This is a genomic window from Motilimonas thetidivivens (genome assembly GCF_046452435.1).
Lineage (GTDB): Bacteria > Pseudomonadota > Gammaproteobacteria > Enterobacterales > CBDFNC01 > Motilimonas.
On record NZ_JBKFDK010000018.1, the window covers coordinates 1 to 19938 of the forward strand.

The 19938-nt window shown below is 45.3% G+C and carries 19 protein-coding genes; 13 read left to right on the forward strand and 6 right to left on the reverse strand.

The window, feature by feature from the left end:
• Nucleotides 1–101 precede the first annotated feature (101 nt).
• Nucleotides 102–992 carry an AraC family transcriptional regulator gene (locus ACK8OT_RS13415; protein WP_410197029.1) on the reverse strand — a complete coding sequence of 297 codons (891 nt, stop codon included), beginning with the start codon at nt 990–992 and terminating at the stop codon, nt 102–104.
• 142 nt (nt 993–1134) lie between these two features.
• Here ACK8OT_RS13415 and ACK8OT_RS13420 point away from each other — a divergent pair, with 142 nt between their 5' ends.
• The 6 genes from ACK8OT_RS13420 to ACK8OT_RS13445 all read left to right on the forward strand — a co-directional run bounded on the left by ACK8OT_RS13420 (nt 1135) and on the right by ACK8OT_RS13445 (nt 8679).
• Complete coding sequence (locus ACK8OT_RS13420) at nt 1135–2283, forward strand: iron-containing alcohol dehydrogenase (RefSeq protein ID WP_410197030.1); 1149 nt, start codon at nt 1135–1137, stop codon at nt 2281–2283.
• 258 nt (nt 2284–2541) lie between these two features.
• Nucleotides 2542–2895 (forward strand): hypothetical protein, encoded by a 354-nt coding sequence (locus tag ACK8OT_RS13425; protein ID WP_410197031.1) that lies wholly within the window; start codon nt 2542–2544, stop codon nt 2893–2895.
• Between the two features lie 281 nt (nt 2896–3176).
• Nucleotides 3177–5171, forward strand: a complete 1995-nt coding sequence (locus ACK8OT_RS13430; protein ID WP_410197032.1) for a DUF2298 domain-containing protein — start codon at nt 3177–3179, stop codon at nt 5169–5171.
• Nucleotides 5172–5173: 2 nt separating this feature from the next.
• A complete protein-coding gene (locus tag ACK8OT_RS13435) occupies nt 5174–7246 on the forward strand; it encodes a DUF2298 domain-containing protein (protein ID WP_410197033.1) in 2073 nt (690 codons plus the stop codon).
• Nucleotides 7247–7319: 73 nt separating this feature from the next.
• Entirely contained in the window at nt 7320–8291 is a 972-nt protein-coding gene (locus ACK8OT_RS13440) for a glycosyltransferase family 2 protein (RefSeq protein WP_410197034.1), read from the forward strand.
• Nucleotides 8248–8679 (forward strand): GtrA family protein, encoded by a 432-nt coding sequence (locus tag ACK8OT_RS13445; protein WP_410197035.1) that lies wholly within the window; start codon nt 8248–8250, stop codon nt 8677–8679. The genes ACK8OT_RS13440 and ACK8OT_RS13445 overlap by 44 nt, the downstream gene beginning before the upstream one ends.
• A 68-nt stretch (nt 8680–8747) precedes the next feature.
• On the opposite strand, the gene ACK8OT_RS13450 is transcribed toward ACK8OT_RS13445, so the two are convergent.
• Nucleotides 8748–9425, reverse strand: coding sequence for a 2OG-Fe(II) oxygenase (locus ACK8OT_RS13450; protein ID WP_410197036.1), 678 nt, complete (start codon nt 9423–9425; stop codon nt 8748–8750).
• Nucleotides 9426–9598: 173 nt separating this feature from the next.
• The gene (locus ACK8OT_RS13455) at nt 9599–9955 is read right to left on the reverse strand and encodes a HopJ type III effector protein (RefSeq protein ID WP_410197037.1); all 357 of its coding nucleotides are present in this window, start codon (nt 9953–9955) and stop codon (nt 9599–9601) included.
• A 162-nt stretch (nt 9956–10117) separates the two neighbouring features.
• Between ACK8OT_RS13455 and ACK8OT_RS13460 the strand changes: the two genes are divergently transcribed.
• From ACK8OT_RS13460 to fadA, 3 genes are all read left to right on the forward strand, one after another.
• On the forward strand, nt 10118–10456 hold the full coding sequence (locus ACK8OT_RS13460) for a hypothetical protein (protein WP_410197038.1): 339 nt from the start codon (nt 10118–10120) through the stop codon (nt 10454–10456).
• A 437-nt stretch (nt 10457–10893) separates the two neighbouring features.
• Complete coding sequence (gene fadB, locus ACK8OT_RS13465; protein WP_410197039.1) at nt 10894–13038, forward strand: fatty acid oxidation complex subunit alpha FadB; 2145 nt, start codon at nt 10894–10896, stop codon at nt 13036–13038.
• A 10-nt stretch (nt 13039–13048) separates the two neighbouring features.
• Entirely contained in the window at nt 13049–14221 is a 1173-nt protein-coding gene (gene fadA / locus ACK8OT_RS13470) for an acetyl-CoA C-acyltransferase FadA (RefSeq protein ID WP_410197040.1), read from the forward strand.
• A gap of 18 nt (nt 14222–14239) precedes the next feature.
• Here the strand turns inward: fadA and ACK8OT_RS13475 are convergent, their stop codons facing one another.
• Entirely contained in the window at nt 14240–14938 is a 699-nt protein-coding gene (locus ACK8OT_RS13475; protein ID WP_410197041.1) for a Dph6-related ATP pyrophosphatase, read from the reverse strand.
• 33 nt (nt 14939–14971) lie between these two features.
• Entirely contained in the window at nt 14972–15814 is an 843-nt protein-coding gene (gene hdfR, locus ACK8OT_RS13480; RefSeq protein ID WP_410197042.1) for an HTH-type transcriptional regulator HdfR, read from the reverse strand.
• 106 nt (nt 15815–15920) lie between these two features.
• Here hdfR and ACK8OT_RS13485 point away from each other — a divergent pair, with 106 nt between their 5' ends.
• On the forward strand, nt 15921–16262 hold the full coding sequence (locus tag ACK8OT_RS13485; RefSeq protein WP_410197043.1) for a MaoP family protein: 342 nt from the start codon (nt 15921–15923) through the stop codon (nt 16260–16262).
• Between the two features lie 71 nt (nt 16263–16333).
• Here the strand turns inward: ACK8OT_RS13485 and ACK8OT_RS13490 are convergent, their stop codons facing one another.
• Entirely contained in the window at nt 16334–17314 is a 981-nt protein-coding gene (locus ACK8OT_RS13490) for a zinc transporter ZntB (RefSeq protein WP_410197044.1), read from the reverse strand.
• A 183-nt stretch (nt 17315–17497) separates the two neighbouring features.
• Here ACK8OT_RS13490 and ACK8OT_RS13495 point away from each other — a divergent pair, with 183 nt between their 5' ends.
• Genes ACK8OT_RS13495 through ACK8OT_RS13505 form a run of 3 tightly spaced genes read left to right on the forward strand, consistent with a single transcriptional unit; the run spans nt 17498 to nt 19909 of the window.
• Nucleotides 17498–17944 carry an ATP-dependent zinc protease family protein gene (locus tag ACK8OT_RS13495; RefSeq protein ID WP_410197045.1) on the forward strand — a complete coding sequence of 149 codons (447 nt, stop codon included), beginning with the start codon at nt 17498–17500 and terminating at the stop codon, nt 17942–17944.
• 5 nt (nt 17945–17949) lie between these two features.
• A complete protein-coding gene (gene rimK, locus ACK8OT_RS13500; RefSeq protein WP_410197046.1) occupies nt 17950–18855 on the forward strand; it encodes a 30S ribosomal protein S6--L-glutamate ligase in 906 nt (301 codons plus the stop codon).
• Nucleotides 18842–19909, forward strand: a complete 1068-nt coding sequence (locus tag ACK8OT_RS13505) for a succinylglutamate desuccinylase/aspartoacylase family protein (RefSeq protein WP_410197047.1) — start codon at nt 18842–18844, stop codon at nt 19907–19909. Before rimK ends, ACK8OT_RS13505 begins: the two co-directional genes overlap by 14 nt.
• Nucleotides 19910–19938 lie beyond the last annotated feature (29 nt).

The window sequence follows — 19938 nt, forward strand, 5'->3', positions numbered from 1 at the left end:
TCATGCTCCTATTCGAAGAGGCCCTTACAGAAATGTAAGGGCTTTTTACGTTTGCAGAAAACTAAACATATTCCCAGAGCAAGGTCTTACCTTACAAGGGGCTATATATTGATGGCCTGCTTGGGGGTTGTTTTAAAATGGCGTTTGAACTCTCTACTGAATTGTGACGGGCTGGTATAGCCAACTAGCTCTGCAACATCATTGATTCGTTTACCGTCTTTAATGATCAGCTCTTTGGCTTTATCTAGCCTCACTTTTTTCAGGTACTGTAATGGTGATTCTAAGGTGACTTGGCGAAAGGCGCGGTGAAAAGAAGAAAGGCTCATGTTGGCAGTTTTCGCTAGCTGCTCAACGGAGATTTGAGTTGGATAGTTTTGATGTAGCCAGTGTAGGGTCTGAGCAATTCGCGAATAGTGGCTATCTCGATTGACTAGATCGAATAGCACTCGTCCTTGCTTATCAATTAGGATCCGATAAATGATTTCTTTAATGATGCTGCTACCCAATATATTAGCTTCAGCATCATCCAACATGGCATCGAGTAAGCGAATGACGGCTTGCTCTAAAGTTGGGGCCATTTTTCTGGCGACTAAGCCACATTCTACTACGGTCTTATCACTCGTATTGTGATTGAAATGACTCAATTTTCCTGCAATTTGAGCGAGTAATTGTGGATCGATATCGATGGCAATACCAAGCAGCGGCTCATCTCGTTGGCCCCAAGCTTCACATTCTAGTGGAAGTGGTACGCCTAACACCAAGTAATCTCCCGGACCATAGTCAAATGCTTGTTCTGATAGGTGTACGCGTTTCTGGCCTTGTCCCATAATAATGATACCCGATTGGTAAACTAAGGGCTGGCGTGCGCTCGGCGAATCAGCGCGATAAAACCAAACGCCGTCTATATTGGTTTGATGAATACCATTTAAGTGATCTAGGCCTTGCTGCTGGCAGTAACTTTCCATCAAGGTTGTAAATGGGTGCATCATCATATTAATTCACATCTTGGTTGAATGGTTTGGCAGGAATAGGCAATTAAATAGCACTAATTGGCCTGTTTAATTGCTTATCTGGATACTAATATGCATCTGTAGTTAGTTGCTTTAGATTAACCATAAACATGAGAGGAAGCTAATGAAATTTACTTATGTCAATCCTACCCAGATCTTCTTTGGTCAAGGCCAAATCAGTGCGGTTACACAAGCTGTCCCCAAAAGTACTAAAGTACTTTTTCTTTATGGTGGCGGTTCAATCAAAGCCAATGGTGTTTATCAACAAGTGTTGGATGCTTTAGCCGGACACGAAATCGTCGAGTTTTCAGGCGTTGAGCCAAACCCAACCGTAGAGACCTTAGATCGCGCGGTGGCCCTAGTTAAAGCTGAGAAGGTTGAGTTCATTCTCGCCGTCGGCGGGGGCTCGGTCATTGATGGCGCAAAATATGTCGCGGCGGCGGCGCTGTATCAAGGTAATGGCTGGGATATATTGACGGGCCAGCATCAAGTTAGTAAAGCACTACCTATAGGGGCGGTACTCACCTTGCCAGCCACGGGCTCAGAATCAAATATGGGCTCAGTGATCACTAAAGCCGAAACCCAAGATAAGTTAGCTTTTTTGTCTCCAGCGGTACAACCAGCATTTGCAGTGATGGATCCCGATGTGATGAAAAGCTTACCTGAGCGTCAGCTCGTCAATGGCTTAGTGGATGCATGGGTTCATACCTGTGAGCAATACCTAACTAAGCCCACCGGCGCCTTAGTGCAAGACGGTTATGCTGAAGCCTTGTTAACTAGCTTAAAAACCTTAGGCGAGCAATTTGCTGAGCGAGACAATGATAGTTGGCGTGCTAATTTAATGTGGACTGCCAATCAAGCTCTCAATGGTTTGATTGGCTCGGGTGTGCCGCAAGACTGGGCGACTCACATGATCGGCCATGAGCTTACTGCTTTATACGGGGTTGATCATGCTCGTTCGCTAGCCATAGTTCAGCCTTGGTTATTGCGGAATCAAATAGACTATAAACGAGCCAAGTTAGAGCAAATGGGACGCAATGTCTTTAAATTGCAACAGAGTGAGCAACTGGCGGAGCAGACGATCGCAGCCATTGAAGCTTTCTATCATGGTTTAGGTGTTGCAACACAATTAGACAATTATGGTGATGATAAGTCAGCGGTCATTGCGGCAATTTTGCAACAGCTTGAGCTACATAACATGGTTGCTTTGGGAGAAAATCAGACGATTACGTTAGATCGTAGCCGTGAAATTTTACAGCAAGCATTGAAGTAACCAGCGCGGGCGGAACAATTCCGCCCATTTATGCCCTAAAACTAGCTGTTGATAGTCATAAAAATAAATAGTTTAGTCATTTAAATCTAAATCCCCAGTTAAATTAGATCTAGCCAACATTTTTTTTACAAACCATCAGGCACAATTCACCGTATATCTGTTTAATGTTTGAGCAGATATTCTCTGCAAGGACGTAGAGAAAAAAGATAGACAACTAAAATTATTAAAATTCAATCATTTATTAAAGGGATCTTGAAAATGATATTCTACTTCGCAATCTTTAGTTTGCTGGGGGTTACTTTTGCTTTACTTTACAAGCAGCGCCGAGCAGATGTACGACTTGTTAAATCGCTTATAACTAGCCAAACTTTCTATTTAAATAATGCCCCGATTAATGGTGCTAACCTATCTTTGGTTTCTGTTATTCGTAGCACACCACAATACAAGGTGGGCTTGGAAACTCATTTCACTATTTATTGCTTTGAGAAAGACGAGCAAAAACCTTTGTGCGTTACCTTAGAGTTGGTTCATAACAAACTGAAGAAAGCTGAGATCCGCCAATCTAAGGGGTTACAGCTGCAAAATGTTATGGATAATCTTGTGCTAGATTGAGCGTCAACCGGATTAAGGTATTTATATAAGGCTGCCTTTGGGTGGCCTTTTTATTTGAATATCCTAGCGCCCCATTCAGTCTTTATCCCAAATGATGGCCTGATCATGTCATTATTGCTGATGGTATAAGGTTATTTTGCTAAATGGGTCGAAGAACAAAGCGGTTTTGTTTGTTAAACTCATCGCTCTCCTGAGACAAGGATAGTAGCAGGGGGTTGCTTCATTGGCTGAGGTAGACCGAGGCTAATTTAACATTTGCATGATCATGGAAGAACGGGACTATGAGTCTGATATTTTTAGCAATGACCTTGCTAATTCTCTGCGTTAATTTGTCTGCTGTGGCGGTGGTAGGACAGCGAGTGATTGGTAACTATGCCATCAGTAAGCTTGCCGGTTCCTTATTATTCTGTCTTATTCTGTTTTTTATTGAACACTATATTGGCTTAGGTAATTTAAGTTGGCTTTGGCCGCTCACGACCATCGCCTCCGTTTGGGTGCTTTATCAAGCTCAAGGAGCCTTTCGACAAGGCCTATGGAAGAGCGAGTTAGTCTTCGCTATCGGCTTGGGGTATGGCTTATTATGGAAAATGGCCTTTCCTGATATTGATGGAGCATCGGAAGCGCTAACGGATTTATCTTTCGTTAGCAATTATATGGCAGGAACCCAGCTTCCTCCGGTTGATAATTGGTTACCCGGTTATACCTTTAATTTTTACTATGGCTTTCAACACTACAGCGCGGCCTTGTTAGGTCGTATTCTTAACTTAGGTGTAGGCCATAGTTACAACTTAGCCTCGGCTTTAGTGATGGCATACATCTTTAGCTTAGTGTGGGCTATCGCCAGCACTTGGTGTAAGAATAAGTATTTAAAGATTACCTTATTGCTGGCTGTGGTTGCTGGCGGCACGGGCGTTTCTCCTTTTGTTCCTTTCATGTATGACTACCCAGAAAATCAGGCACGTTTCGCCGCTCAAAGTAAACTTTGGGCCAGTGTTCGCTACATAGGTATGTATGATGAGCGGGTGAATACGGAGTTTGGCAAAGAGTATTTTGGCGTTGCGCCAAGCTCAAATTTAGAGATGCCGCTTGAGACCATAGGCTATCTTACCTTCCAAGGTGATTATCATCCGCCTCTTGGCAGTTTTACCCTGTTATTACTGGCGCTTGCTTGTATATTCCAGTTAGAAAAAATCCGTACCACCTTGGCGCAGCAGCGCTGGTTGACCGGTATTTTAGTTGCAACCGGCCCATTAATGTTGATCACCAATACTTGGGTGGTACCGCTGCAAGCCTTGCTGGTTTTTGCTTGGTTGGGATACCGAGTGATCAGTGGGCGTTCACTTTGCCTTAAATCCGTTATTGTTGGCGGCATGGTGCCATTGATTTTGGCATATCCCTTCCTATTCGAATTTACCAGTAATGCCCTCAGTACGCCGATAAAATGGGTGGGTAGCGATCAACATGTGAGCTTTAGTCAGTGGTTATTGATTTTATGGCCGGTGTTACTGCTTTGGCTATTGGCTGCTGGCTTAGTGAAAAAACTCCCGTTAGCCGCATTTATTATGGTGATAAGCGGTGTGTGTTTAGGCCTATCTGAACTCATCATCATAGACGATCCTATGGGCGGGGTATTTGATCGCTTTAACACCATTTTGAAATGGTGGTCTTGGATCCAAGTGTTGATGCTGGTTGGTTTGTGTGGCGTATTGTTCGCTAAACAGGCTGGGTGGTTACGTTGGGTAACCCTTATACCATTGGTCGCCTTGTCTAGTTACAGCATCACCTTAGCCGAATATTTCTATGTGGCGGATAAATCTTCTTTTGGTAAGTTACATGGCCATCAGTGGTTAACCAAAAACCCCGAAACGCGGCAGATGCTTAATTACTTGCAAGACGCGCCTGCGGGTGTGGTGCTTGAACGCCTTGACCGCATGGCTTACACCTCAACATCCGCTATGGCATTGTTTGCTGACAAGCCTTCATTCACAGGTTGGCCATCTCATCAAAAACAATGGCGCAGTAATGCCGAATTTATTTATCAACGCGGCCTTGAGGCGCAGCAGTTATTTAAAGGACAGCTGGAAGATCCTTTGGCTTGGCTCGCTAAGCATCAAATTCGCTATATTGTTTGGCGGCAAGATGATTACAACGCGGATCGCCAAGGCTGGCTTCAAGTACAGCAAAAAATAGCTCAGGATTACATTTGGTTACCGTTTAAAGAACACGGCGATTTAAGATTAGGCATTTGGCAGCGTAAAGAACAGGGAAGTCACTAATCATGCATTTAATTTATTTGGCACTCACCTTGGCCATTATCTGGCTCAATTTAGCTGGCCTAACCTTATTTTGTCGTCGCTGGCTGCCTAATTTTGCTCTCGCTCGCTCGTTGGGTATTTTGCTATTTGCACTGGTGTTCTTTTTTATCGAACACTTTGTTGGGCTCGGCAGTTTAAATTGGTTGTGGCCATTTACCTCCTTAGCGAGTGCTTACTTACTTTACCAACGCCAAGATGATCTTAAGGCCAGTGGCTTTTGGGGGGCAGAGCTGGTATTTGGGTTAGCCTTTTTGTATGCCTTTGTTTGGCGCTTCTCTCTTCCGGCTATCAATGTTAGCTCTGAGCGCATTACCGACCTTTACTTTATCAGTAACTATATGAATGGCGTGACATTACCGCCGGATGATAACTGGTATGCACCGCATAAGTTCGATTTTTACTATGCATTTCAGCATTACCTCGGCGCCTTGATTGGCCGTATTTTTAGCTTAGATGTCGGCACCACTTACAATTTATCATTTTGTATCTTAATGGCATTGCCGATCACCTTGGCATGGTATTTAGCTGGGCATTTCCTAAAATCGGCTTGGTTAAAACTATTGCTGGTCGCAACATTAGCCTTTGGCGGTACCGGCTTATCGCCTTTGTTGCATCTGGTCTATAAGCAGCCCACTGAACCGCAAATCTTGCAAGCAGAATTCATCGATAAAGCGTCTGAGCAAGATATTCGAAATGCTGAAAATAGCTATCGCCATCAGGTGTCTAACCATGCCTTTATGAATTTAGTGCGCGGTGCGCGTTTTACGGGCTCGCATGATGAGAAAGCCCATCAAGGTGGTGACCAAACCAATGCTGATATGGCGGCGATGTTGTTCCCTATCGATAAACCGAATCCGCAATTTGAGCTACGTGTATTGCCATTAGAAAACTATGGCTATCAATTCTTTGTGGGTGATTACCATCCGCCAATCGGTGGCTTTTTAATCTTACTGATCACCTTAGTGCTCATCATGTCGATTCAATCTCAGCAAGCGGTGCGATTATGTACCGCAATGCTAGGTGCTACCGTACCCCTGATGCTGATTACCAATACTTGGGTGTTTCCTTTGCAAGGCTTTTTGCTTTGTGGCTGGTTAGCGCTGACTTACTGGCAGAAGCAAAAGCCAGATTGGTTAGCATTAATTGGTGGTGGTTTGTTAGCGGGATTATTGGTTTACCCTTTCTTAATTGGTTTTACCAGCGGTGGGGTATCAACGCCGGTGAAGCTAGTCACGGGGGATGATCACACGCCTTGGGCGCGCTTTATCGGTATGCAATGGCCTATCTTGGCCTTGATGCTACTGGCCCTGTTTGATCGCAAATGGCGACAATTGGCGGCCGCTTTTGTGATTACCTTTGGCTTATTGTTGCTGATCAGTGAAATGATTTATATCGATGATCCAACTGGCGGCAAGTTTATTCGAACTAATACCGTCATGAAATGGTGGGGCTGGATCTATGTTGGCGCATTAGTGTTATTTGGTGCCATTTGTTTGGGGGCTCAGAAAGTCTGGATCAAGGCGTCGGCCATTGTGGTGCTGCTGATTACGTCGACCGCGGGTATTGATGTGGTTAATTACTTAACCCATGCCAACAAAGCCCATATGGGTAAACTACAAGGCCATGAGTGGTTTACGGGCAACCCAGCAAATCGTGATATGTTCGCTTTTCTCAAACAGGCCCCTCGCGGTATTGTATTAGAAAATGTGCCAAATAATGCTTATATGCATTCTAGTGTATTTGCTATTTTCAATGATAAGCCGGTATTAATGGGCTGGCCATCGCATTTACGTACTTGGCATGGTGAAGTTCCACAGGTTTGGAAAATGACCGAGCAAATCCGCAGTTTCTATGCTGGCAACTTAGGCAGTAGTCGAGACTGGCTACAGGCTCATCGGGTTGAATATATCGTGTTTGATGCCGGCCAAGATCAACAGTGGCAAGCAATCAATGCACAAATTAAAAGTCACTATGACTGGTTTGGTTTTAATCGTAATGGCGAACCGCCTAAAGGCATCTGGCAGCGTCGTCGCTAATAGCTAAGTCGCAAATAGCTAAATTGTTAACAGGGTTATCTCAAGGAAGAGAGCCAATAAAAAAGGGGACACCATGGTTATAAATCCAGAACTTAGCGTTGTGGTTTGTGTGCTAAATGAAGAAGAAAGTATCGATCTCTTTCTCGACACATTAACCCCCATCTTAAAGCAATGCGTTTCATCCTATGAAATCGTGTTTGTTAATGATGGCAGTACAGACAAAACCTTCGATATCTTGCATGCGAAAGCCATGCAACCAGATAGCCATATTCGCTTGATTAATTTATCGCGTAACTTTGGTAAGGATGTGGCACTGACCGCAGGCTTAGATAATGTAAAGGGCCAAGCGGTGATTCCGATGGACGTAGACTTACAAGATCCGCCTGAGTTAATTACTGAAATGGTGGCTAAGTGGCGTCAAGGCGCGAACTCTGTGGTGGCGGTGCGCAGTGATCGTCGCGATGATAACTTTATTAAGCGTAAAACCGCGATGGCGTTTTACCGTTTAATTGGCCGAATTAGTAAGGTGGATATTCCCCAAAATGCCGGTGATTTCCGCTTGATTGATCAAAAGGTACTGGAAGTCGTCCGCCGTATGCCAGAAAAAGCCCGCTTTATGAAAGGCTTATTTGCATTCCCTGGTTTTAAAACCGAATACGTTTATTTCCATCGTCCACAGCGAGCTGCGGGTGAAACTAAATGGAACTATTGGAAGCTATGGAATTTTGCTTTAGATGGCATTCTGGGCTTTTCGACCGCGCCATTACGTATTTGGAGCTACCTAGGGGGCGTGGTGGCCATTATTGCCTTTATTTACATGGCATTTACCATTTTCAAAACCTTAGTGCTTGGGGTGGATGTACCAGGTTATGCATCTATGATTACACTGATCCTATTTTTCAGCGCGATCAACCTGATTGGTATCGGTATTTTGGGTGAGTACATAGGCCGTATCTTCGAAGAAGTAAAAAGCCGTCCGCTTTATGTCATTGAGGGAATTTATGACAGCCATGATCAGCAAGCTGAAAAATCAGATAAATCATAATATCAAGTTAGGTCAGCTGATCTCATTTGCGGTGGTGGGAGTTGGGGCAACCTTAACCCACGCTTTGGTGTTTCACATTTTGTTTGCTTGGTTTGGTTGGACCCAATTGCCCGCTAATATTGGTGGCTTCTTAGTGGCATTTGCGGTGTCCTACCTTGGCCAGTTTAAGTGGACCTTTAAAACCGAAGCTGCAGCGGTGAGTTGTCAAAAAAGAGCCTTCGTACGGTTTTTTAAAACAGCCATATTTGGATTGTTGTTAAACTTGCTGTGGGCTTTTATTACCATCGACTGGCTCGGTCTGCACCATTATGTGTATTTAGCGTTGCTTACTTTTGTCACGCCAGTGATTATTTTTGCCTTGAATAAGTTTTGGGTATTTAAACAGTAAGTCGTGAAATAGTATAAGCCTTTAGGCACTTAGCGAATTATCGTTTAAGTGCCTAAAGCAACATATTTTTAGCGCGGCGGATCTAATTTGGTAGTGTTATTAACCCTAAACCAACCCGCTATGCTATAGCGGTCGCGCTTCGCCGGTAGCACTTCATGTGGAAATTCTTCACTCAAAAAAAGCACCATAGTTCCAAAAGTAGGCATAACCTTGGCAATGATGTCAGTTGCGCCTTCGTTGCTGTGTTCAGGGTAAATAACCAATTCCCCTCCATCTTCCGTAGTCCAATTGGGGTTTAGGTAGAACACTGTGGTTAACACCCGATTAGCTTCACCACGAAATGCATCAACATGCTTTTTGTAAAAAGCCCCCGGACGATAATGAGCAAAGTGGCTTTCGTAGGAGAACAGACCTAAAAATAGTCGCTTATTAAGATAGTTTTGCAGGGCTTTATTCCAGTCTAACCAAGCCTGCTCGGCGGCAGTGTTGCCATCGATCCAGTGAATTTCGTCGCGGCGGACGAACTCATTCTGGATGTGATCTTGTTGGCGACCTATACCTGCACTGTTGAATGCGCTGGCTGGCATTTGTGAAGCTTGTAACAGTAAATCTTGTGTTAAGTGAGGATAGTGCAGCAAGGCATCCGCAATGATGCAATATCCCTGTGCCGTTAATGCTTGCGCTATGGTCTCAAATTGAGGCGGTGTGCCATCCGACGGTGGAAGTTGATCAAGTAAGGCTGACATCTAAATAATCCCAAAAAGTGAAAGGACTATCTACAGCAGGGCTATTTGGCTGTAAAACGAATTAATTTTACCCTCAGGATGAAGGCAAACGCAGAGGTAAGTCGTGACGCAACAGGCAGGAAAACATAGGCATCTTAGGGGAGTTGTATGCTCCCCCCAGTTACTGTTCCTGCTTACTTAGCAGCTAATGGGCATTGCTGAAATTGAATGCCATCCCAACCATACTTAATAAAATTGCGGATATTGCCGTGGTCTTTACCTGCTGGATTTTGCAATACATCTTCGCGGTAAAAACGGCCAAACAAGGCTAAGGTTTGCGTTTGATCTAATTGTTGCAGTTGAGCAAAAGCGAACAAGCGGCAAGAGCCTTCGTTGGTGCCTGCAGCGTTAACGAATAAGTCTTCGCCTAAACCATTACTAAACTCCGTGGGGGTGTAGTCAAAGTTAGCTGCAATGACCGCCATTACATCGTTAAATTCTATGGTGTCTGGTTGGTTGTTTACTTGAGTCAGAAGATCGCTAATGTTCATGCTGGTCCTTGTGTTTATACTCTTTACTGGTGCTGTTGTGCTTAAATAATAATGTGATGGCAACACCATGAGTGGTTGATTGCCCAATGATTTAGCACAGTTTAAGGGATGTGAGTAGGTATTGCCAATTTGTGAGCTTGATGAGCTAAGTGAGGAAGTCCGGTGTTTAAAATTTGTGTTTTTACCAGTCTGTTGTGGTTGCTGCCTGGTTTCGTGTTTGCTGATGATGAGATGGCGCCGTTTGTTCCACCGTTATCAGAGGAGGGCGTTGATCCTTATTCCGAAGATTTGTATCTGTATTTGCGTGATGCAAATGAGAATTACATTACTATTTCGGTGGAAGAGGGGGGGTTGTTATTGATAAATGAGCAAGAGCCAACCAAAGCACAATTGGCAACCTTAAAGCTAGCGTTGGCTGACTTACAGCAACAAGGGCCCATTACACCGCAAGCCAGCCAAGCTATAGACTACATAATAAATTTAATCAGTAAGGTAGATTGAGCAAGTAAGTTAATGCTTTAGAAATAGGGTGTGCATCCCTTTGCTTTGATAATAACTCACTGCTTTGCGGGCACATTGAATGAGGATGAGCGGCAATAGAATCCCTAATTGAAAAACGAATAATAGGGGTTGCTGTAGCAACCATAAGGTAAGAAGCATTAGTGGAACTAACAGGCTTAGTGCGACAAGCTCTCTCATCTCTTTTCCGATCAATACAGTTAATGATGAATTAGATAATAGTGTAATAAGTCAAAAGTGCTAGTGAATTTTATAACTAAGTTAATTTTGTGATACCGGTACATTTTATTACGTCCCAGCCCATGATTATTCTTGTTTAAGCTCTTAAATGTCACACTGGCTTTATAATCCGTGTCTAAACTTAGGATGTCTCACTTATTTTCTCCTTGATAATAGGCCACAAGGAGCAAGGAGGTCCTATGCTATATCAAAGTGATGCCTTGTGCGTGATCCAACATCCGCAAGGGGTGGCTGAAATTCGATTTGACAGTGCAGGCTCGGTCAATAAGTTTGATCAGTGTACGTTAGTCTCCTTTTCACAAGCCTTACAGTGCTTAGAGCAGCTCGATGATTTATCTGGCGTTATCATAGGTCATAACAAGGCTGACTTTATGGTAGGGGCCGATATTACCGAGTTCTTACCCAAATTTGCCCTTCCAGAAGCCGAGTTAAGTGAATGGCTGAGCAAAGCCAATGCCATCTTTAGTCGACTTGAAGATCTCAACGTGCCTACCATTACCGTGATGCGGGGCTTTGCCTTAGGCGGTGGCTGTGAGTGTGCTCTGGCCAGTGATTTTCGCATCGCAGATAACTCGCTTACCATAGGCTTGCCCGAAGTCAGGTTGGGCATTATGCCGGGCTTTGGTGGCTCGGTAAGGTTACCTCGGTTAATTGGTGCTGATAACGCATTGCTGTGGATCACCACAGGTAAGCAACATAAAGCGGCTGCCGCATTAGCGGTGGGCGTATTAGATGCCATTGTTGAAACCGAACAGTTACAAGCTGCGGCATTAACCATGCTGGCAGATGCTCGAGCAGGTAAACTTGATTGGCAAGCAAGAAGGCAACAAAAATTAGCCCCGTTGATGCTTTCTGCCATCGAAGCAAGCATGTGTTTTGCCACGGCCAATGCCATGGTGGCAGCGCAAGCCGGTCATCATTATCCAGCCCCTATCACCGCCGTAAAAGCCATTGAAAAAGCAGCCAGCTTATCTCGTGATGCCGCTTTGTCGGTAGAGAATAAACATTTTGTTAAACTGGCGAAATCTCATGTTGCCCGCAATCTTGTTGGTATTTTCCTCAATGATCAGCAGCTCAAGCAAACGGCTAAACAATTGGCGAAGCAGGGCAAACCGGTGAATAACGTCGCGGTATTGGGTGCTGGGATCATGGGGGGCGGCATTGCTTATCAAGCGGCGAGTCATGATTTATCCACAGCCATGAAGGACATCAATCAAGCCGCCTTGAGGTTGGGAATGGATGAGGCAAACAAGTTGCTCAATAAGCAACTTGAAAGAGGGCGTATTGATGGCCAAACCTTAGGTGAAACGCTAATTAATATCACACCTACACTTAGTTATGATGCTGTAGAGCATGCTGATGTGGTGATTGAAGCCGTGGTTGAACATCCCAAGATTAAGGCTCAAGTGTTAGCCGAAACCGAGCAACATGTGAGTTCAGATTGTATTTTAGCCAGCAACACATCAACGATCCCTATTAGTTTACTGGCACAAAACTTGGCCAACCCCGAGCGGTTTTGCGGCATGCACTTTTTTAATCCGGTACATCGTATGCCGCTGGTGGAGGTGATACGCGGTGAAAAAACCTCAGCGACCACGATAGATACCGTGGTTGCGCTGGCTCATGCCATGGGCAAATCAGCTGTCGTGGTCAACGATTGTCCCGGCTTTTTTGTCAATCGAGTGTTGTTCCCCTACTTTTTTGGTTTCACTCACTTAATTGCTAAGGGCGTCGACTTTTCGATGATCGATAACATCATGGAAAGCCAATTTGGTTGGCCGATGGGGCCGGCTTATTTACTGGATGTTGTGGGGATAGATACGGCTCATCATGCCAAAGAAGTGATGGCGGTAGGTTACCCAACACGCATGGCCAATCAGCAAACCGATTGCATTGATGTGTTTTATCATGCGCAGCGCTATGGCCAAAAAAGCGGCGAGGGTTTTTATCATTACAGTCGAGACGCCAAAGGACATATTAATAAAGAAATCGCTTCCTTTGCTTATGAACTACTAGCACAGCATTTTCCTAGCCAAGTGGAAATGAGCTCTGAAGAAGTTATCGACTATTTGATGATCCCTATGGTCAACGAGGTTCTACATTGTCTTGATGAAGGCATTATTGCTTGCCCCGCTCAAGCTGATATTGCCTTAGTGTATGGTTTAGGTTTTCCACCGTTTCGTGGTGGCGCCATTGCGTGGTTGCAACAGGTGGGGCTGAACGAGTTTATCGCCAAAGCCGATGCGTTAAGCCATCTTGGTAGCCTATATCAAGTGCCAGACTCATTAAGACAAAAAGCCGCCGCTGGCGAAATCTATTACTAAGGGGTGAACCATGGCAGAGCTTAATTCAGTAGTAGTGGTGGATGCAATTCGTACACCGATGGGGCGCAGCAAAGGCGGCGTGTATCGTCATGTTCGAGCCGAAGATTTAAGCGCTCATCTGATGCAACAGCTGCTCGCGCGCAATGAAGCTTTAGATGCTAACACCATAGAAGATATCTATTGGGGTTGTGTGCAGCAAACCTTAGAGCAAGGGTTTAATGTAGCACGTAATGCGGCTTTATTAGCTGGGTTGCCAAAAACCATAGGCGCGGTAACGGTGAATCGCTTGTGTGGCTCATCGATGCAAGCCTTGCATGATGCCACTCGAGCCATTATGTGTGGTGATGGTGACTGTTTTATTGTTGGCGGGGTTGAGCATATGGGGCATTTACCCATGAACCATGGCGTGGATTTTCATCCGGGCATCGCCAAATACTCCGCCAAAGCAGCCGGCATGATGGGATTAACGGCGGAATTGTTGGCCAGAAAATTCTCCATCTCGCGCCGTCAGCAAGATGAATTTGCAGTGCGATCCCATCAACTTGCCCATCAAGCTCACCAGCAAGGCAAGTTTGATCATGAAAGGGTCGCCACCTTAGGTCATCGTGCTGATGGCGCTTTGATCTCGGTTGCGGCGGATGAGGTCATTCGCGAAGAGACCAGTCTTGAACAGTTATCCCAGTTGCGTCCCGTGTTTGATCCTGTGCATGGCTCTATTACTGCGGCCACATCTTCAGCCTTGTCTGATGGCGCGGCTGCCTTATTGTTAATGAGTGAGGCGCGAGCTAAAACCTTGGGGCTTCCCATCAAGGCTAAAGTGCGAGGCATAGCCATATCGGGTTGTGAACCTTCGGTAATGGGTCTAGGCCCAGTTGAAGCTTCGCGCAAGGCGCTGGAAAGAGCTCATTTAACCTTGCAAGATATTGATGTCATCGAGCTGAATGAAGCCTTTGCGGCACAGTCTTTGGCGGTATTACAAGCACTGCAGTTAGACGATTGGTCTGAGCGGGTTAATTTACACGGTGGTGCAATTGCTTTGGGTCATCCGTTGGGGTGTTCAGGGGCGCGAATATGTGGCTCATTGCTTAATGTGATGGCGCAGCAACAAGCCAAATTTGGCCTTGCAACTATGTGTATCGGCTTAGGTCAAGGCATCGCTACGGTGTTTGAGCGTTGTGAATAGTTTTTTAGCGAGTCTTGATCAGGCCAGCTGAGCATTAAAGCGTTGTACTAACATATTCATATCTGAGCCGTGGTGATAGTGCTGATGCTCTTGGTCTAACGGCTCCAGCATTATTTTGTGTTTGAAAAATGGGGCATCAAATACAAAGGTGTGAAATTCACCACCTTCGCCACATGGGTCGACCTGCTTTGGCAGGCGATCCAATAATTCAGGGGAATAGATAGCACCGCAGTATTGATTGTCTAAATGACGTAAGTTAATGCTTTGCAACATGGCTTTAATGCCAGACTGAATAATTTGGTCGGCAATATCCCGCGATTGTTTGCCCACCCTATCTTTAAGTAGTGGAAATACACATTCAATGCTTGTGTCTTGAAAGACTTTTTTACGAAAATCGGCAATGCCATTATTGTATATGTCGCCAAAGGCGATGGCGTCAAAATCAAGGGGCCATGCCTCTAAGGCTGCAATCAGTGTTTGTTGGTATTGATTGTTGCTCACCCCTTTATCCATGGGAATTTCTAGCAGGGGCAAGCCGATAGCCTCGGCCTGTAAACGCACAAATTGAATCGGGGTTGCTTGAATAGGGACTAAGGATTTTTCAGCCGAATAAGTCGTAAACAGCCCCACGACTTGATAATGATCTGATTGCAACATCTTTAGCAGTGTTAAGGCCGAATCCTTACCCGAGCTCCAGCTAATTATCACCTTTTTCATGCTCATATCCCTGAAACCTTGCTTGGGTTTTGCTTATTGCTCTTGGAAGAAACCTAATACTTGTTGTATCTGCTCGATGCGATCGCTGTCGGGTAAATAAGCGGCATAAACACTTCTTTCTACGCTGATGGCGTCGGTAATCGCGACTAAATCACCTGCATCGATATAAGGCTGAATCAGCGCCTTAGGTAAAAAGGCCGCCCCGCCATTTTGCAGCACAAAGTCCAAACCAATGCGTACCGAGCTGGTGTGAAGTACAGGCTGAGGTAAACCAGAGAATTCACGCGCATGCTGCACGTTAAATGCGGTGCCCCAATCCACCTTGATGTATTTGTCGATATTGGCGACTAATGGAGATTGCTGGTGGTCACTGGTGACCATGACCAGCTCGACTTGTTGCAGTAACTCTCGTTTAATATCATCGACCTTGGGAGGATCAAATAATACCGCGATATCTAAACTGCGCTCGAGTAGTTGGCGTGACATGAGTTGTGGCGAAATTACATCTGCTCGCAGGGAAAGGCTAGGTAGTGAGCTATGTACCTGATTGATATAAGGTTGTAAAAATGAATCCCATAGATTTGGTGCCGCGCCAATGGAAAGCTGCATAGCGTTATTTTCACTGAGGGCGATATCTTGTTGGGCTCGCTCCCAAGCGTTTAGCATGGCTTCGGCATAAGGTCGCATCCGTTCACCTGCGGGGGTGATTTGGATATTATTGCGATGGCGGCTAAATAGCGCAACGCCCAACAAGCTTTCCAATTGCTTGATGCGAAAACTTACCGCAGATGGCGTTAAGTATAAGTTTTCAGCTGCTTTACCAAAGTGGCGGGTATGGCCAACCTCTAAAAAGGTCTTAAGTAGCTCGGTATCCATCAAAAACCTTCACTGTATAGAAAAAAAAATTTTGATTTAGTAATTGCGAATAATGACTAAGATTCAGCTGGATGCAACTAAAATCAGCAAAAGAAGGAAAATAATTATGGCGACCAGTTTTGCATGCGGCGCAGCTTTTTATGACGATCAGTCTTTTCCTTACGGTTTTAAGCGTAGCGGTGATTTTACCATCAAAGAAGCTGAACTATTAGAAAGCTTAGGGCGCACCTTGATGGCCTTAGCAAAAGGCGAACAAGCACCCATCACAGACGAAGAAAAGCGATTTGTTAAAGTGGCTCAAGGTGAATTACCTGCCGAGTCTGTGGTTGAAAAAGTATGGATTAAGTACCGCACGTTAGCAAAAGGAAAGACCTTTTTTGGGGTGACGGGAAATCCTAATCGCAGTCAAATTAACCGCGAGCTAGAAACCGAAGAAGACGAAGAATAGTCGACATCTGCGGTTTTAAACGGATTATTAATCTTAATTATAATCCGCCAAGCTAATAGGGGCTTGTGCCCCTAGAGCCACTTTTTCCACCAAAATAACCCCACCATAGAGGCTGTCAGTGCAGCCAACACAGCAATAAAGATATAGAATGATGCCGGATTATCAGCGCCTGGGATCCCACCCACGTTAATACCTAGTAAGCCGGTTAAAAAGCCGAGCGGTAAGAATATGGCGGCCACTATCGACATTACATACATGCGTTGGTTAAGCTGCTCTGATAATAAATCTGAGCGCTCTTCATAGGCGATTTGTGCTCGCTCGACCATCACTTCCAGCTCTTCTACATAGCGCATCGAATGGTTTGCAGCTTCTTTAAACTCATGTCGAAATGCTTCATCAATCCAAGGGTAACTGCTTTCATAGAGTTTACTGAGTGCGGCTTGTTGTGGTGTGATATAGCGTTTAAGCACGATTGTTTGGCGGCGAATTGCTGAAATTTCTTGGCCTATGGTTAATTCGCCGGCGACAAAAATTTCGTTTTCGATGTTGTCCAAGCGCAATTCAAGATTATCTATCACATGCTGCATTCGCATGGTTAAGCGGTCGGTCAGCATGGCGATGACCTCGGTAATATTGCGTGGACCCTGACCGGCCATTAGCTGATTTCGAATGTCGTCTACCGAGAGTAATCTGCGTTTACGGGTGCTGATTATTTTGTTCTGGTCAACGTAGAGGCGAATGGAAACCATGTCTTCAGGATCCTGCTCGGGGGCAAGATTTACGCCACGTAAAAAGATCAAGGTTGCTTGGCCGTGATGAGTTCCGGTAACACGAGGACGCGTTTCACCAGCCAACAGAGAATCAATAACATGCTCAGATAAGCCGGATTGCGTTGTGAGCCAATCAATAGCGGTTTGATCTGTGTAGTCTAAGTGCAACCATAGCTGCCCATCATCAGCGCGCCAATTATTAATTTCTTCAATATTTTCAAGGTGTTTAGCTCCACCTTTTGCATCAAGTAGTAAACCATGGATCATTCCAGAAAATGGCATAGTACAAACTCCGTCACTATTTAATTTTAATGATTGCGAAAAACGGCTTAAGCCTAGCTATAGTAAAGGGATGGAGCGGCTTTTGAATAATTTTTTTACTTGTTTCATCAGTTGTTTAAGTATACAAAGCAAGGCTTAATAAAAGCCCACATCATTTGGCAGGTGCAAAGGAATTTATAGCTCATGACTAACAAGATTCAAGTTGGATGGCGCGAATGGGTGTCACTACCGGATTTAGGTATTGCTGAGATAAAGGCCAAGGTAGACACAGGTGCGCGTACATCGTGCTTGCATGCGTTTAAGGTCGAAGAATTTAGTCGCAACGATGAGCTGTGGGTCAGATTCTGGTTACACCCACAGCAGCAAAACGATCAGCTAGAAATGATCTGTGAAGCGAAAGTGACCGATCAGCGTAATGTGACTGATTCTGGCGGTCACACCGAAACGCGTTATGTCATTACCACGCATTTAAGTATTGCTGAGCAGCAGTGGCCTATCGAAATAACCCTGACTAATCGTGATAGTATGATGTTTAGAATGCTACTTGGCCGCACAGCTATGAATGGGCGCATTACCGTCGATCCACAAGGGTCATACCTAGCTGGAAAAGTCCCCAGCGAGAGGAAATAAATGTTATGAAAATTGGAATCTTATCCAGAAATAAAAATCTCTACTCAACGCGCCGTTTAATCGAGGCTTGTGAGAAACGCGGCCATGAAGTCAAAGTCATTGACGCATTACGTTGTTACATGAATATCAATTCAGAGAAACCAGAAATCCATTTTAAAGGCGAGGAATTAAGTGGCTTTGATGCCATCGTACCGCGAATTGGTGCGTCGGTTTCTTTCTATGGTTGTGCGGTGCTGCGTCAGTTTGAAATGATGGGCGTTTACCCGGTGAATGAATCGGTGGCGATCACCCGCTCTCGTGACAAATTACGTTCAATGCAGTTGTTATCGCGTAAAGGTATAGGTATGCCGATCACGGGGTTTGCCAGTAAGCCTGACGATGTTAAAGACTTATTGGAGATGGTTGGCGGTGCACCTGTGGTGATCAAATTATTGGAAGGTACCCAAGGCATAGGCGTGGTGTTAGCCGAAACTCGTAAAGCGGCAGAAAGCGTTATCGAAGCCTTTATGGGATTAAAGGCAAACATCATGGTGCAAGAGTACATCAAAGAAGCAGGTGGTGCTGATATTCGCTGCTTCGTTATCGGCGATAAAGTGATTGCGGCGATGAAACGCCAAGCTGGTGAAGGTGAATTTCGCTCCAACTTGCACCGAGGTGGCAGTGCAAGCCTAGTTAAGATCACCCCTGCCGAGCGTCGCACGGCCATAGCAGCGGCTCGCGCCATGGGGTTAAATGTCGCTGGGGTTGATTTGCTACGTTCCGAGCGCGGTCCTCTGGTGATGGAGGTGAATTCTTCCCCCGGCTTAGAAGGGATCGAAAAAGCCACAGGCAAAGACATTGCCGACCTGATAGTGAGTTTTATAGAGCAAAATGCAGCCTCGAAAAGGACATCGACACGTGGCAAGGGCTAAAAAGAATAAGGTCTTTAATTTACTCGGCGAACAAATATTACCGGGTCAAAGGAAACAGCTCGATCTTGAGGCGGCTAAACTATATACCCACTCAACATTAGATTTTCCTGTTGAAGTGATTAATGGGGTTTATCAAGGCCCTGTATTGATGGTGTGTGCGGCTATCCATGGCGATGAACTCAATGGTGTGGAAGTGGTTCGTCAATTATTGGCGAAAATAAACCCACAGCAATTGAAAGGTACGCTGGTGGCCGTGCCTGTGGTGAATGTGTTTGGCTTTATTCATAAGTCGCGATATTTGCCGGATCGCCGCGATTTGAATCGCTGTTTTCCTGGCTCATCGCGCGGCTCCTTGGGGTCACGCATGGCTCATGTATTTTTTGATAATCTGGTAAAACATTGTACTCATATTATCGATTTGCATACCGGTGCCATTCATCGAACTAATTTGCCACAAATCCGCGCAAATTTATCCAATGAGGCCACCAATGCTATGGCGTTTGCTTTTGGTACGCCTGTGATCATCGATGCCTCATTGCGTGATGGCTCACTGCGCAGTGAAGCAGAAAATTTAGATATCCCCGTTATTACCTATGAAGCGGGTGAAGCATTACGTTTTGACCCTATCGCTATTACGGGTGGTTTAAGGGGGGTTGTCAGTGTCATGCGAAGTTTAGGCATGCTTCGGATGTCGCGTAAACAGCGAGCCAGTGAACCGGTGATTGCACGCTCGAGCAGTTGGGTGCGAGCTGAGTCTGACGGCATAGTGCGCAGCCAAGTGTCGCTGGGTGAGCGAGTCAGCCGAGGGCAAGTGCTGGCGTATATCAGTGCGCCATTGGGGGTTGACGAGTCCACCTTGAAAGCCCCGCGCAGTGGTATCGTGATAGGGCAACAGACTTTGCCTTTGGTTAACGAAGGTGATGCGGTGTTTCATATCGCATTCTTCTCTGAGCCCGATAAGCACGTTGAGCAACAAGTGGAAACCTTTATTGGTGAGATGCTTGATATTGAAGATGAGCACATCCGCGCTGGCTATCTTGGCGAAAATAGTTAAGCCGAAACCCTATCAGGGCGAGCGTATCA